14 protein-coding genes and 3 pseudogenes are annotated in these 14,199 nt (G+C 69.2%); 11 read left to right on the forward strand and 6 right to left on the reverse strand.

The features are described from left to right. Positions 1-275: pseudogene (locus A5708_RS26485) on the forward strand (SAM-dependent methyltransferase); the annotation flags it as partial. A gap of 83 nt (positions 276-358) precedes the next feature. Continuing rightward, positions 359-520, forward strand: a pseudogene (locus A5708_RS26490) (class I SAM-dependent methyltransferase); the annotation flags it as partial. A 15-nt stretch (positions 521-535) separates the two neighbouring features. Here the strand turns inward: A5708_RS26490 and A5708_RS22185 are convergent. Further along, positions 536-1,288 (reverse strand): annotated as a pseudogene (locus A5708_RS22185) (class I SAM-dependent methyltransferase); the annotation flags it as partial. 120 nt (positions 1,289-1,408) lie between these two features. Between A5708_RS22185 and A5708_RS22190 the strand changes: the two are divergent. Both A5708_RS22190 and A5708_RS22195 read left to right on the forward strand, forming a co-directional pair. Continuing rightward, complete coding sequence (locus A5708_RS22190) at positions 1,409-2,173, forward strand: SDR family NAD(P)-dependent oxidoreductase (protein ID WP_065030687.1); 765 nt, start codon at positions 1,409-1,411, stop codon at positions 2,171-2,173. Then, positions 2,170-3,420: a zinc-dependent alcohol dehydrogenase gene (locus A5708_RS22195; protein ID WP_065030688.1), complete on the forward strand. Its 1,251-nt coding sequence runs from the start codon at positions 2,170-2,172 to the stop codon at positions 3,418-3,420. Before A5708_RS22190 ends, A5708_RS22195 begins: the two co-directional genes overlap by 4 nt. On the opposite strand, the gene A5708_RS22200 is transcribed toward A5708_RS22195, so the two are convergent. Together A5708_RS22200 and A5708_RS22205 are read right to left on the reverse strand one after the other, a co-directional pair. Further along, positions 3,399-4,052: an L-fuculose-phosphate aldolase gene (locus A5708_RS22200; RefSeq protein WP_065030689.1), complete on the reverse strand. Its 654-nt coding sequence runs from the start codon at positions 4,050-4,052 to the stop codon at positions 3,399-3,401. The genes A5708_RS22195 and A5708_RS22200 overlap by 22 nt on opposite strands. Next, positions 4,049-5,029: an NAD(P)-dependent oxidoreductase gene (locus A5708_RS22205; protein ID WP_065030690.1), complete on the reverse strand. Its 981-nt coding sequence runs from the start codon at positions 5,027-5,029 to the stop codon at positions 4,049-4,051. Before A5708_RS22205 ends, A5708_RS22200 begins: the two co-directional genes overlap by 4 nt. A gap of 30 nt (positions 5,030-5,059) precedes the next feature. Here A5708_RS22205 and A5708_RS22210 point away from each other — a divergent pair, with 30 nt between their 5' ends. Together A5708_RS22210 and A5708_RS22215 are read left to right on the forward strand one after the other, a co-directional pair. Next, complete coding sequence (locus tag A5708_RS22210) at positions 5,060-6,421, forward strand: xylulokinase (RefSeq protein WP_065030721.1); 1,362 nt, start codon at positions 5,060-5,062, stop codon at positions 6,419-6,421. A gap of 9 nt (positions 6,422-6,430) precedes the next feature. Continuing rightward, positions 6,431-7,099 carry a GNAT family N-acetyltransferase gene (locus A5708_RS22215; protein WP_065030691.1) on the forward strand — a complete coding sequence of 223 codons (669 nt, stop codon included), beginning with the start codon at positions 6,431-6,433 and terminating at the stop codon, positions 7,097-7,099. Positions 7,100-7,102: 3 nt separating this feature from the next. Here the strand turns inward: A5708_RS22215 and A5708_RS22220 are convergent, their stop codons facing one another. Genes A5708_RS22220 through A5708_RS22230 form a run of 3 tightly spaced genes read right to left on the reverse strand, consistent with a single transcriptional unit; the run spans position 7,103 to position 9,888 of the window. After that, positions 7,103-8,035, reverse strand: a complete 933-nt coding sequence (locus A5708_RS22220) for a class I SAM-dependent methyltransferase (RefSeq protein WP_065030692.1) — start codon at positions 8,033-8,035, stop codon at positions 7,103-7,105. Beyond that, positions 8,032-8,964 (reverse strand): class I SAM-dependent methyltransferase, encoded by a 933-nt coding sequence (locus A5708_RS22225; protein WP_065030693.1) that lies wholly within the window; start codon positions 8,962-8,964, stop codon positions 8,032-8,034. The genes A5708_RS22220 and A5708_RS22225 overlap by 4 nt, the downstream gene beginning before the upstream one ends. 9 nt (positions 8,965-8,973) lie before the next feature. Then, positions 8,974-9,888, reverse strand: a complete 915-nt coding sequence (locus A5708_RS22230) for a class I SAM-dependent methyltransferase (protein WP_065030694.1) — start codon at positions 9,886-9,888, stop codon at positions 8,974-8,976. Between the two features lie 279 nt (positions 9,889-10,167). Here A5708_RS22230 and secY point away from each other — a divergent pair, with 279 nt between their 5' ends. Genes secY through A5708_RS22255 form a run of 5 tightly spaced genes read left to right on the forward strand, consistent with a single transcriptional unit; the run spans position 10,168 to position 14,196 of the window. Next, entirely contained in the window at positions 10,168-11,493 is a 1,326-nt protein-coding gene (gene secY, locus A5708_RS22235) for a preprotein translocase subunit SecY (protein WP_007773527.1), read from the forward strand. Beyond that, a complete protein-coding gene (locus tag A5708_RS22240) occupies positions 11,490-12,035 on the forward strand; it encodes an adenylate kinase (RefSeq protein WP_065030695.1) in 546 nt (181 codons plus the stop codon). Before secY ends, A5708_RS22240 begins: the two co-directional genes overlap by 4 nt. Before the next feature lie 2 nt (positions 12,036-12,037). Further along, positions 12,038-12,841 carry a type I methionyl aminopeptidase gene (map, locus tag A5708_RS22245; RefSeq protein WP_065030696.1) on the forward strand — a complete coding sequence of 268 codons (804 nt, stop codon included), beginning with the start codon at positions 12,038-12,040 and terminating at the stop codon, positions 12,839-12,841. A 59-nt stretch (positions 12,842-12,900) separates the two neighbouring features. Further along, entirely contained in the window at positions 12,901-13,446 is a 546-nt protein-coding gene (locus A5708_RS22250; protein WP_076052008.1) for a sigma-70 family RNA polymerase sigma factor, read from the forward strand. Positions 13,447-13,476: 30 nt separating this feature from the next. Then, the gene (locus A5708_RS22255; protein WP_065030697.1) at positions 13,477-14,196 is read left to right on the forward strand and encodes an anti-sigma factor family protein; all 720 of its coding nucleotides are present in this window, start codon (positions 13,477-13,479) and stop codon (positions 14,194-14,196) included. Positions 14,197-14,199 lie beyond the last annotated feature (3 nt).

Consider the following 14,199-nt stretch of genomic DNA (forward strand, 5'->3'; position numbering starts at 1 on the left):
CCAACCCCGAGCCCGGCGCCGAGGAGAAGATGAAGGAGCGCATGCAGACGATCTCCGAGCGCTGGCGTGCGCACGGTTTCGAGCTGGACATGGCGGGCCTGGTCTACTTCGGTGACCGCAACGAGGCGGCTCCCTACCTGGCGGCCCGCGGCTGGCGGCTGAACAGCGCCAGCATCGGAGAACTGTTCGCGGCCAACGGACTTGACCCCCTCACCGACGACGACATGCGCATGGGCGAGATGCTGTACACCAGCGGCACGCTCGGCGAGAAATAGGAGCCAGGAGGATGACCACCGAAGCGGGACGCACCGACGGCGACAGCTGGGGACCGGCACACAGCGTGGGAGCGACGGCCACCATGGTCGCCGCCTCTCGCGCCGTGGCGTCGCAGGGACCCGATGCCCTGCTCGACGATCCGCTGGCCGACCCGCTGGTGCGCGCCGTTGGGCTGGAGCCGTTCATCCGCATCGTCGACGGCGAGATCGACTTCGAGGACGACCCGCTGTTCAACCGCAAGTCGCGGGCCCAGCAGATCACCGTGCGCACGCCAGCGCTCGGAGATCGTCTGCATGCGCTCCTTCATCTTCTCCTCGGCGCCGGGCTCGGGGTTGGGTGCGCTTTCGGTGGCCAGCCGGCTGCCCGGTGCGCTGAGCTCGGTGATGGTGTCCAGCAGGCGATCCTGCGCATCGGGCGGCAGGTAGCCGAGCAGGCCCTCGGCGCTCCAGGCGGTCGGCTGGGCCGGGTCGAACCCGGCGTTGCGCAGCGCGGTGGGCCAGTCGTCACGCAGGTCGACGGCCACCACGCGTCGCTCGGCGGTGGGGGCGGCGCCCAGGTCGGCCAGCGACCGGGTCTTGAATTCGATGACCTGCGGCTGGTCCACCTCGTAGACCACGGTGCCGGCAGGCCACGCCAACCGGTACGGGCGGGCGTCCAGGCCGGAAGCCAGGATCACCGCCTGCTTGATGCCCGCGTTCGTGGCGTCCAGGAAGAACTCGTCGAAGAACTTGGTGCGGACCGCCATGTTGTCCGCCATCCGCGACATCGCCCCGGCCGACCCCGCGGCACCGTCGTGAACGTCGTTCAGCTCGGCGGGGTCCAGCTCGCCGCTGGCCAGCCGGGAGAGCAGGTCCACGCCGACCAGCTTGACCAGCGGCTCGGCGAAAGGGTCGTTGATCAACGGGTTGTCGGCGCGGGTGGCCATGGCGCGGGCCGCCGCGACCATTGTCGCGGTCACGCCGACGCTGGACGCCAGGTCCCAGGTGTCGCCTTCGTACCTGGTGGAAGTCATTATGTGCCCCTATCGGAGGTAGTCAATCTAATATTTAGCCGATATAACAAGCTTCCCCCACTGTACGCTTCCCGCGATTCGCGGCAACCTTTACTGATGGCGTATGCAACGTCCCCCGGAATGGCGGGTAAACGGGTGCTCATCACGGGTGCCTCGTCGGGATTGGGCGCGGCCCTGGCGCGAGGGCTGGCCGCCCGGCGCGCGGTGGTGGGGCTGATCGCGCGTCGCCGGGACCGACTGGGTCAGGTGCTGGCCGACTGCCGGCGCGCGGCGCCGGACTCGGCCATGTGGGTGGCCGACCTGGCCGACACGGCAGCCCTGGCCGACCTGGCGCTGCTGGCCTGGGATGCGCTCGGCCGCATCGACGTGCTGATCAACAACGCCGCAATGCCCAAGCGGCGCAGCGTCATCGCGCTGGATCCGGACGAGGCCGAACAGGTCATGCGGGTCAACTTCTTCGCCCCGATGCGCTTGACGCTGGCGCTGTTGCCGCGGATGCTGGCCCGCGGATCGGGCACCATCGTCAACGTGTCCAGCGTTGGCGGCCGGCTCGGAATCATTCACGAAAGCGCTTACTGTGCAAGCAAATTCGCGCTATGCGGCTTCAGCGAGGCAATGGCCGTGGACCTGCACCACACGCCGATCGCGGTGAAGCTGATCGAGCCGGGGCCGATCGATACCGAGATCTGGGACCACCCGGGCAGCGAGGAACCCCTCTACCGGGGACCCAAGGTGGCCGCGGACGTGGTGGCGGACGGCATCATCGCGGCCCTGGACAGCGAGCGCTTCGAGCACTACCTGCCCGACATGAAAGCCGTCATCGACGCCAAAAACGCCGACCTGGACGCGTTCATCGCCGGCGCAGCGGCGATGGCGCAGCGATGAAGGCGCTCGTCTACGGCGTGCCACCGGAGCCCTTCGAGGTGCCCGACGATGCCAACCCGTTGACCCAGAACCTGGCGCGCACCCCGACCGCCCTGCGCGACCTGCCGGATCCGGAACTGCCGCACGAGGACTGGGTGATCACTCGGCCGCGGCTGACCGGCATCTGCGGGTCGGATTCCAAGCAGATCCTGATGGACTTCGGCGAGGGCGACACCGACAACGCGATGGCCGCGTTCTGTTCGTTCCCGCAAGTCATGGGCCACGAGGTGGTCGCCGACGTGGTGGCGCTGGGCCCCCAGGCCCGGAAGCTGAGCGTGGGGGAGCGGGTGGTGCTCAACCCGTGGCTGTCCTGTGGGCCGCGTGGTATCCAACCGCCCTGTCCCGCATGCGAAGCCGGCGACTACAGCCTGTGCTGGAGCTTCACCGACGGCGACATCAAGCCGGGCATCCACACCGGGGTCTCGGCCGATGTGACGGGTGGCTACGCCGAACTGATGCCGGCACACGACAGCATGCTGTTCGCGGTGCCGGACTCGATTCCCGACGAGATGGCCGTGTTCGCCGACCCGTTCTCGGTGTCGCTGCACTCGATCACCCGGCACCCGCCGCCACGCTCGGGCGCCGCACTGGTGTACGGGGCCGGCTCGCTGGGATTGTGTGCGGTCGCGATCCTGCGGACGCTGTACCCGGACGTGGCCGTCGCGGTGGTGGCACGCTTCGCCGCGCAAGCCGAGCTGGCCCGACAGTTCGGCGCCGCGAAAATCCTTGCGCACGAACCGCGTACGGCCATCATCGAAGAGCTCGTTGCCTGGGGCGGTGGCCGGCTGCGCCATCCGCTGCAGGGCCTGCCGATGGCCCACCCCGGGGCCGTCGACGTCGTCTACGACACCGTCGGCAAGCCCGAGACCTTCGAGGTCGGCGTCCGGGTGCTGCGGTCGCGCGGGACGTTGGTGAAGGCCGGCGTTCATGCCCCGGGCCGGTGGGAGGACAGCCCGCTGTACTTCAAAGAGCTCTCGTTCGTCGGTTCGAACGCCTTCGGCGTCGAGGAGGTGGACGGGCAGCGCAAGCACGCCATCGCTCACTACCTCGACCTGGCCGCCGCGGGCCGAATGGACCTGCGCCCCATGCTCACCCACACCTTCGGCTTGCGGGAGTGGCGGGACGCCTTTCTGGCGATCGCCAATCAGGGCGACAGCGGCGCGGTGAAGGTTGGCATCGACCAGCGTCAGGTGTTGGCGCGCAGGTAGCCGTAGACCGAGGCGAAGTTGCGGTTGACGTCCTCGGGGATCGGCACCGGGCCGCCGAGAGCGCGTGCACCCCAAACGATTTGGGCGGTCCGCTCGACCAGCGCGGTGATGTGCAGGACCTTGTCCGGTCGCGGACCCACCGCCACCAGGCCATGGTTGGCGATCAGGGCGGCGCCGCGGCCCTCGAGCGCGGAGACCGCGTTAATGCCGACCTCCGGCGTGCCGGACGCCGCGTACTCGGTGCAGCGGACGTCGCCGCCGCAGTACACCGCGAACTCGTCGATGCACGCCGGGATCGATTCGTGGGCGATGGCGAACATGGTCGCCCACACCGGATGGCTGTGGATGACGCTGCCGACGTCGTCGAAGGCCCGATAGCAGGCCAGGTGCAGCTGCATCTCCGACGACGGGGAGCGGCCCTCGGCCGCCTGCAGCACCGACCCGTCCGCGTCGACGAGCACCAGGTCGTCGAGCTGCATGTCGCGGTAGTCCACCGACGACGGGGTGATCACGACGTTGCCGTCGGCGCGGCGCGCCGAGATGTTGCCGGCCGTCCCCTCCACCAGGCCGCGGCGCAGCATGTCCTTGGCGGCGTCCAGCACCGCGGTCTCCGGGTCGTCGACGAACTTCATGGCCCCAGCACCTCCGGGTTGACGATGTGAGCGGGCGCGTTGCCGGCCAGCAGCGCCTCCAGGTCGTCTGCCACCATCCGCGCCTGTCGCGCCTCGGTGTCGAAGGTGGCGCCCCCGATGTGCGGCGTCAGCACGACGTTTCGCATCCCCACCAGCGGGTGATCGGCAGGCAGCCATTCGCCGGCGAAGTGGTCCAGGCCCGCGGCGCCCACCTTGCCCGCGACCAGGGCGTCGACCAGGGCGTCGGTGTCGTGCAGCTGGGCGCGGGCGGTGTTGAGGAAGACCACGCCGTCGCGCATGGCCGCGAACTCCCGCGCGCCGATCATGCCGGCCGTGTCGTCGGTGACCGGGGCGTGCAGCGATACCACGTCGGCCTCGCTCAGCAGCTCGTCGAGGCTGTGCCGCGCGTCGGGGTTGTAGGGGTCGTGCGCGATCACCCGCAGCCCCAGCCCGGACAATCGCCACCGCGTCGCGCGGCCGACGGCGCCGAGGCCCACCAGCCCGGCGGTGAGCCCGGCGATCTCAGCGGCACGGAACCGCTGATACGGGATGCTGCCGTCGCGAAAGATGTTGCCGCTGCGCACATCCGCGTCCGCGGTCAGCACGTGACGGGTGGCGGCGAGCAGCAGGGCGACCGTCATCTCGGCGACCGCATCGGCGTTGCGGGCCGGGGTATTCAGCACCGGGATGCCGGCCGCGGTGGCCCCGGCGATGTCGACGTTGTTGGGGTCGCCGCGGGTGGACGCGATCACCCGCACGCCCTGCTCGAATACCGGGCCGCGCACCGAATCGCCTTCCACCACCACGATTTCGGCGGCTTCGCGGGCGATCCGCTCGGCCAGCTGCTCGGGGCTGTAGATGCGCAGCGGGGTCTGCTCGATCCAGGGGTCGTACACCACGTCGGCCAGCTCTCGCAGTTTGGCGAAGCCCGGCCCCCGCATCGGGGCGGTCACCAACGCGCGTGGTTTGGACGTCACGAGTGCCAATGCTGGCGTACGGTGACGCCCGTGTCACGCAAAGACGTCACAATCGGCATCGACGTCGGCAGCACCGCGGTCAAGGCGATCTCCGTCGACGCCGACGGCAACGTGACGGCCCGCGTGCGCATCCCCCATGAGCTGCGGGTACCGGCGCCCGACCGGCTGGAGCACGACGCCGAGGCGGCGTGGCGGCGTGGGCCGTCGGCCGCCCTGAACGAACTGGTCCACCAACCCGGCATCGCCGCGGCGGCCGTCTCGGCGATGGTGCCGTCGATGACCGCCGTCGACGACACCGGTGCGCCCACCACGCCCGGACTGCTCTACGGCGACGGCCGCGGCCGCATGCCCGGCGGGGACGCGCAGCCGCTGCCCGCGCTCGGCGAGGCCGCCGAGTTCTTGCGCTGGACCGCCGAGCAGGCGCCCGGCGCCGCCGGCTACTGGCCCGCGCCGGCGGTGGCCAATCACGCGCTGTCGGGTGAGCCGGTGATCGACATCGCCACCGCCGCCACCGCGTTCCCCTTGTTCGACGGGACCGGCTGGAATCCCGAGGCGTGCGCCGAGCGCGGCGCGGCCGTCGAGCAGCTGCCGCGGGTCGAGAGCATGGGAGCCGTCGTCGGGCAGCTGCGCGGCGCCGACGCCGCGCTGGCCACCGGCGCCATCGACGCGCTGTGCGAACAGATCGTGGCCGGTGCCGACAACGACGGCGACGTGCTGGTGATGTGCGGCACCACGCTGATCGTGTGGACCACCATCGCCGAGGCCCGCCAGATGCCCGGCCTGTGGACCATTCCGCACACCGCGCCCGGCAAGAGCCAGATCGGCGGGGCCAGCAACGCCGGCGGGCTGTTCCTGGGCTGGGTGGATCGCGTTGTGGCACCGGCGGACCCGACCGCCGTCGAACCCGGGCGCGTCCCGGTGTGGGCGCCCTATCTACGCGGCGAACGCACGCCGTTCCACGATCGGGACCGTAGGGGCGTGCTCGATGCGCTGGATCTGACCCACGACGCCGCCGCGCTGCGCCGCGCCGCCTACGAGGCGTCCGGGTTCGTGGTCCGCCGGCTCATCGAACTCAGCGGGGCGCCGGTGTCGCGCATCGTGGCCACCGGCGGCGGCACCCGGGTGGGGCCGTGGCTGCAGGCCATCGCGGACGCCACCGGGCGGCCGGTCGAGGTGTCCGGGGTGGCGGAAGGGGCCGCGCTGGGGGCGGCGTTCCTGGCGCGCATGGCGGTCGGGCTGGAGACGACGATCGCCGACGCCGCCCGGTGGGCGCGCACCGAGCGCGTCGTCGAGCCCGATCCGGCCTGGGCCAGCGCCATCGAGGATCGCTATCAGCGCTTCCGCGAGCTGGGAAACCGCAGATGTAGCGCGGTGGCCCCACCGGCGTTCTAGGCTGGTGCAATGACCGACCAGGATCGCAAAGCCGCCCGCCGCGAAATCGCCGACGCTCTGTTGAAAGCCCTCGAACGACGGCACGAAGTGCTCGACCTGATCGTGGACGCCGACAACAAACCGGAGGCGGTCAAGGCCATCGCCGGTTTGCTGGGCACGTCGCAGACGGGTGCCGAAGCGGTGTTCGGCCTGTCCTTTGACCGACTCACCAAGGATTCACGCAAGACGATCCAGGCCGAACTCGAGGACCTGAACAAGCAGCTGAGCTTCACCCTGGGCGAGCGTCCGGCGAGCTCGGGGGACACCCTCGAACTCCGGCCGTTCTCCGCGAGCGAGGACCGCGACATCTTCAGCATCCGCACCGAGGACATGGGTGGCGCGTCGGGCGACGGATCCGGCGGCCAAGCCGGCAACCTCGACGACGAGATCAAAGCCGCGCTCGCACGTGTAGACGACGAAGAGGCCGCGTGGTTCGTCGCCATCGACTCCGGTGAGAAGGTCGGCATGGTCTTCGGCGAGCTGTCCCACGGCGAGGTGCAGGTACGCATCTGGATTCACCCCGAGCACCGCAAGCGGGGTTACGGCACCGCCGCGCTGCGCAAGTCGCGCTCGGAGCTCGCGTGGTGTTTCCCCGCCGCGCCGCTGGTCGTCCGGGCGCCGGCCGCCAAACCCAGCTAGGAACTACTGCCGAACGGCGATCAGCGAGATGCTGTTGCGCAGCGCATCGAGGCTCTCGCCCGGCGGCACGGACAGCCCGGCGTCGGCGAACTGATCGGCGCGGGTGCGCGCCGAGATCTGCCACCCGGCCGCGCTCAGGTAATCGGCCGCCGGAGTGCGCTCGCCGCGGTAGACCAGCGTCGACACGTCGACATCGAAGCCGAATCGGCCCCACCGCCTGGCCATCGCCTTCGCGCGTTTTTCCAGCAGGTGCGGCGTGCCGCCGTCGTGGTATTCGGTTGCCAGCCGGCTGCCCGGGGCGCTGAGCGTGGTGATGGCGTCGAACAGCCTGTCCTGCGCCTCCGGCGGCAGATACATCAGCAGGCCCTCGGCGCTCCACGCGCTGGGCCGCGACTCATCGAAACCCTTGTCGCGCAACGCATTCAACCAGTCATCGCGCAGGTCGACCGACACGGTGCGGCGCTCCGCCGTGGGCCGGGCACCAAGCTTCGCCAGCGTCGTGGACTTGAAGTCGATGACGGCCGGCTGGTCGATCTCGTACACCACGGTGCCCGACGGCCAGGCCAGGCGGTACGGGCGTGAGTCCAGGCCGGAGGCCAGGATGACAGCCTGGCGGACGCCGGAAGCGGTTGCGTCGGTGAAGAAGTCGTCGAAGTAGCGGGTGCGCACGGCCATGATGTCGACCATGCGTTGCAGGTTGAACTCCGCATCGGGGTCGGCATCGGCATCGAGACCGCCCGTCTCATCGGTGATCTCACCGTCGAGCACCCGGATGAAGAACTCGGCACCGACCGCACGGACCAGCGGGTCGGCGAACGGATCGTCGATGAGTGCGTCAGGCCGGTTACCGGCCAGCGCCCGGCACGCGGCGACCCAGGTCGCCGTGGCGCCCACGCTCGAGGACAGGTCCCAGCTGTCTTGATCGGTGCGTGTCACGACGCCTCCTCGGTCAGTGTCGCGGTGACGTATCGGATATCGCCGAAGGCGGCCATCGAAGACTCCTCGGGGAAATCAAAACCGTTGGCCGCGTACAGTTCCGGGGTGCTGTGCACCGACGAACTCCAACCCCGCTCGGACAGGTAGGCCACCACGTCATTGCGTTCGCCCGGGTAGACCAGGTCGGCCCAGTTGAGGTCCAGCCCCATGCGCCGCCAGCGCTCGCTGATCTCGCGGCCGCGCTTTTCGATGCGGCTTCGGATGTCGGGCACATAGCCGGTGCCGATCCTGCTGCCATTAGCGGACAGCGCGGTGATGTGGTCGAACAGGCGGTCCTGGGCGTCCGGCGGCAGATAACCGAGCAGCCCTTCGGCGCTCCACGCCGCGGGTGCACCCGCGTCGAATCCACTGTCGGCCAACGCCGCCGGCCAGTCGTCGCGCAGGTCGACGCCCACCGCCCGCCGGTCGGCGCTCGGTCTCGCGCCCAGATCCGCCAGGGTGCGGGTCTTGAACTCGATCACCCGGGGTTGGTCGATCTCGTAGACCACCGTCCCGGGCGGCCACGCAAGCCGGTAGGCGCGGGTGTCCAGCCCCGAGGCCAGGATGACGGCCTGGCGGATACCGGAGTTCGCGGCATCGAGGAAGAACGAATCGAAGAACCGGGTGCGGACGGCCATGCCCTCACCGAGGCGGCGCGGGGTGAACGCCGGATCGTCCTCGGGTGTCTCGATGTCTCCGTTCATCATTCGGATGAAGGCCTCGACGCCGACGGCGCGCACCAATGGCTCGGCGAAGGGATCGTCGATCAACGGGTCGGGGCCCCGGGAGGCCAGCGCCCGCCGGGCGGCCACCGCGGTGGCGGTGGCGCCCACACTGGACGCCAGATCCCAACTGTCGCCTTCTGATCGCTTGCTGTCGGTCTCCGGCATGGCGGTCTCCTAACGCAGCAGGGTGGCGGTGACGGCGACGATGTTGCGGAACTGTGCCATCGCCTCGTCGTCGGGGAATTGCAGGCCGTAGTCGCCGAACAGTTCGCGGCGCGGCCGCGAGGCCACCTCCCAGCCCCTACCGGTGAGGTAGTCGACGACGTTGCTGCGCTCGCCGTCGAAGAACAGCCCCGACAGGTCGATGTCGCAGCCGACCTTGGCCCAGCGGTCGTTGAACTCCTGGGCGCGTTGCGACATCGTCGCGCCGACGGTGTCGGGGTGATACTCGGTGGCCAGCTTGCTGCCGGGGGCGCTGAGCTCAGTGATGTTGTCGAACAGGCGGTCCTGCGCGTCGGGCGGCAGGTACATCAGCAGGCCCTCGGCGCTCCACGACGTCGGCTGCGTCACGTCGAAGCCGCCGGCCCGCAGCGCGGCGGGCCAGTCCTCGCGCAGGTCGATGCTGACCGTGCGCCGCTCGGCGGCCGGGGCGGCGGCCAGGCTGGACATGGTGGTGCTCTTGAACTCGATGACGGCGGGCTGATCGACCTCGTAGACCACGCTCCCGGGCGGCCAGCTCAGCCGGTACGCCCGGGCGTCCAAGCCGGCCGCCAGGATCACCGCCTGGCGAACACCGTCGCGGGCGGCGTTGAGGAAGAAGTCGTCGAAGAAGCGGGTACGCACGGCCATGGAGTCGGTTTCCAGCCCCAGATCCTTGCCGCCCTCGTAGCCCTCGGAGTCGGCGACCTCGCCGTCGACCAGGCGACGGAAGAAATCCAGCCCGACGGCGCGCACCAGGGGTGCGGCGAACGGATCGTTGATGATGGGGTTGGCGGCCCGGCTGGCCAGCGCGCGGGCCGCGGCGACCATCGTGGCCGTGGCACCGACGCTCGAGGCCAAGTCCCAGCTGTCTTGGTCAGTGCGTGTCATGCTGCTCCCAAGTTATTTAGCAAATGCAACGAGTTAGGGGAACTCTACGCCTCGCGGCTTACGGCTTCCTGTGTTTTTTCGGGCGCGTCGCGGCGGCGGCGCAAACACCCGGTGAACGGCCCCGCGAAGGGTCGCAGGAAAGGCCCTGACCAGACCTGCCCGGACCAGCTGTTAGTCTCGTACACGGTTTGACGCGCTATAGAGAAGTCGGCCGTACGTCCTGGCCTGCGGGTGTTGGGCGCGTGATGCAGGAAACCCCCGGCTGCGCAGGAGGAAGAGTTGCTTTCCGCTTTCATCTCATCGCTGCGGACAGTCGACCTGAGACGGAAGATCCTCTTCACGCTTGGCATCGTCGTCTTGTATCGGGTCGGCGCCGCGCTACCGTCCCCTGGCGTCAACTACCCGAACGTCCAGCAGTGCATCAAGGAGGCCAGCGGCGGCGCGGCCGGACAGATCTACTCGCTGATCAACCTGTTCTCGGGTGGCGCGCTGCTCAAACTCACCGTGTTCGCGGTGGGGGTGATGCCCTACATCACCGCGAGCATCATCGTGCAGTTGCTCACGGTGGTCATCCCGCGGTTCGAGGAGCTGCGCAAGGAAGGCCAGTCCGGCCAGGCCAAGATGACGCAGTACACGCGTTATCTGGCCATCGCGCTGGCCATCCTGCAGGCCACCAGCATCGTGGCCCTGGCGGCCAACGGCGGGCTGCTGCAGGGCTGCTCGCTGGACATCATCGCCGACCAGAGCATCTTCACGCTGGTCGTCATCGTGCTGGTGATGACGAGCGGCGCGGCGCTGGTGATGTGGATGGGTGAGCTGATCACCGAGCGCGGCATCGGCAACGGCATGTCCTTGCTGATCTTCGTCGGCATCGCGGCCCGCATCCCCGCCGAGGGCAAGACGATCCTGGACAGCCGCGGCGGGATGATCTTCGCCGCCGTCCTGATCGCCGCGCTGGTCATCATCGTCGGCGTGGTCTTCGTCGAGCAGGGCCAGCGCCGGATCCCGGTCCAGTACGCCAAGCGCATGGTCGGCCGTCGCATGTACGGCGGAACGTCGACATACCTGCCGCTCAAGGTCAACCAGGCCGGTGTTATCCCGGTGATCTTCGCGTCCTCGCTGATCTACATCCCGCACCTGATCACCCAGTTGATCCGCAGCGGCGCCGGCGGCGTGGGCAACAGCTGGTGGGACAAGTTCGTCGGCACCTACCTGTCCGACCCGAGCGACCCCGTGTACATCGCCATCTACTTCGGCCTGATCATCTTCTTCACGTACTTCTACGTGTCGATCACGTTCAATCCCGACGAGCGCGCCGACGAGATGAAGAAGTTCGGCGGCTTCATTCCCGGCATCCGGCCGGGCAAGCCGACCGCCGACTATCTGCGTTTCGTGCTGAGCCGGATCACCCTGCCGGGTTCGATCTACCTCGGCGCAATTTCGGTGCTGCCCAACTTGTTCTTGCAGATCGGCAACAGCGGAGCGGTGCAGAACCTGCCGTTCGGCGGTACCGCGGTGTTGATCATGATCGGTGTGGGCTTGGATACGGTCAAGCAGATCGAGAGTCAGCTCATGCAGCGCAACTATGAAGGGTTCCTCAAGTGAGAGTCGTTTTGCTGGGCCCGCCGGGGGCGGGCAAGGGAACGCAGGCCCAGAAGCTCTCGGAGAAGCTGGGGATCCCGCAGATCTCCACCGGTGAGCTGTTCCGCAGCAACATCGAGAACGGGACCAAGCTCGGCCTCGAGGCCAAGCGCTACCTCGACGCCGGAGACCTGGTGCCCTCGGAGCTGACCAACCAGCTCGTCGACGACCGGCTGAACGACCCCGACGCCGCCAACGGCTTCATCCTGGACGGGTACCCGCGCTCGATCGAGCAGGCCAAGGCGCTGCACGAGATGCTGGGACGCCGAAACACCGACATCGACGCGGTGCTGGAATTCCGGGTCTCGGAGGACGAGCTGCTGCAGCGGCTGAAGGGCCGCGGCCGCGCCGACGACACCGAGGACGTCATCCTGAACCGGATGAAGATCTACCGCGACGAGACGGCGCCGCTGCTGGACTACTACAGCCACCAACTCAAAACGGTCGACGCCATCGGTACCCAGGACGAAGTCTTCGCCCGCGCGCTGCGGGCGCTGGGCAAGTAGGGATGAACCCGCTGGCGCGGCTGCGGAGTCGCAAGGTGGTGCCGCAGCGCAGTGCCGGCGAACTCGACGCCATGGCCGCGGCGGGCGCGGTGGTCGCGGCCGCGTTGCAGGCGGTCCGCGGGGCGGCGGTTACGGGCGTGTCGACGCTCAGCCTGGACGAAATCGCCGAATCGGTGATCCGCGACGCCGGCGCGGTGCCGTCGTTCCTGGGCTACCACGGTTACCCCGCGTCGATCTGCGCGTCGGTCAACGAGCGGGTGGTGCACGGGATCCCGTCGGCCGCCGAGATCCTGGCGCCCGGCGACCTGGTGTCGATCGACTGCGGCGCGGTGCTGGACGGCTGGCACGGCGACGCCGCGATCACCTTCGGGGTCGGGACGCTGGACGCGGCCGACGAGGCGCTGTCGCAGGCGACCAGGGAATCACTGGAGGCCGGGATCGCGGCGATGGTGCCCGGTAACCGGCTGACGGACGTGTCGCACGCCATCGAGATGGGCACGCGCGACGCCGCGGCCCGCCATTCGCGGGCCTTCGGGATCGTCGAGGGCTACGGCGGCCACGGCATCGGCCGCCAGATGCACATGGACCCGTTCCTGCCCAACGAGGGCTCGCCCGGGCGCGGCCCCCTGCTCGCCGCCGGCTCGGTGCTGGCCATCGAACCCATGCTGACGCTGGGAACCGGCAAGACCGTGGTGCTCGACGATCAGTGGACGGTCACCACCACGGACGGGTCGCGCGCGGCGCACTGGGAGCACACCGTCGCGGTCACCGACGCCGGTCCGCGCATCCTGACTTTGCCCTCGTAGCGGGGCTAGCCTTGAACTAAACGCCCACTCGCCTCGTTTCAGTAGTCGGAGGTGATCGAGTGGCTCGGGTTGCTGGCAACGGGAGGGCTTCCGGGGCTGCCGAGGCCGCTCTGATGAAGGCGCTGTACGACGAGCACGCCGCGGTTCTGTGGCGTTACGCGTTGCGGCTGACGGGGGACGCCAGCCAGTCCGAGGACGTGGTCCAGGAGACGCTGCTGCGGGCATGGCAGCACCCCGAGGTCGTCGGCGACACTGAGCGCTCGGCGCGGGCATGGTTGTTCACCGTGGCCCGCAACATGATCATCGACGATCGGCGTAGCGCGCGGTTTCGCAACGTCGTCGGCTCCACGGATGTATCGGGGGCACCCGAACAGTCCACGCCGGATGAGGTCAATGCGGCGCTGGACCGGTTGCTGATAGCGGACGCGATGGCCCAGTTGTCCGCCGAGCACCGAGCGGTGATCGAACGGTCCTACTACCGCGGTTGGACCACCACACAGACTGCTGCAGACCTCGGCATCGCCGAGGGAACGGTGAAGTCGCGACTACACTATGCCGTGCGGGCGTTGCGACTCACTCTGCAGGAACTCGGGGTTACCCGATGAGGGCCTCCGAATGCTTGAGGGGTGAGAAGAATGGATGAAATGAGGACGCCGGTGCAGGATCTCGGCCCTCCCGAAGACCGCTACGCGATGTGGGATGCCGCATACGTGTTGGGCTCCCTGCCGGCCGCGCAACGCCGCGAATTCGAGACGCACATGGCACACTGCCCGGTCTGCCGCGAGTCCGTCGCCGACCTCAGTGGCGTGCCGGCCCTGCTGTCCCAGCTCGACGGTGACGAAGTGGCCGCCATCGACCAGTCCGGTCCGGCCCCGGAGATGTCTCCGAAATTGCTGCCGTCCCTGCTGGCGACGGTTCGTTGGCGTCGGCGCCGCACCCGGATAGTGACCTGGGTGGCGTCGACGGCCGCGGCCGCGGTGCTGGCCATCGGGGTGTTCGTCGGTCTCGAGGGGTGGTCGTCGACTCCGTCCCAGCAGGTGACTGCATCGTCGGAGCCGATGGCTCAGGTGGGCACCAGCCTGCTGACGTCGACGGTCGCCGTCAGCAGCCAGCACTGGGGGACGTCGATCAACCTGCGCTGCGTGTGCCTGGCCCCGCTGACCGCGCACCACGACACGCTGGCGATGGTCGTGGTGGGGCGTGACGGCAGCCAGACCCGGCTGGCGACCTGGGTGGCCGTGCCCGGCCACACCGCGACGCCCGCGGGCGCGATCTCGACCCCGATCGATCAGATCGCCGCCGTGCAGATTGTGGCCGCCGATAGCGGCCAGGTGCTGCTGCAACGCTCGCTGTAGGGA

The organism is Mycobacterium colombiense, assembly GCF_001672755.1.
In the GTDB taxonomy this organism is placed as follows: Bacteria; Actinomycetota; Actinomycetes; order Mycobacteriales; family Mycobacteriaceae; genus Mycobacterium; species Mycobacterium colombiense_C.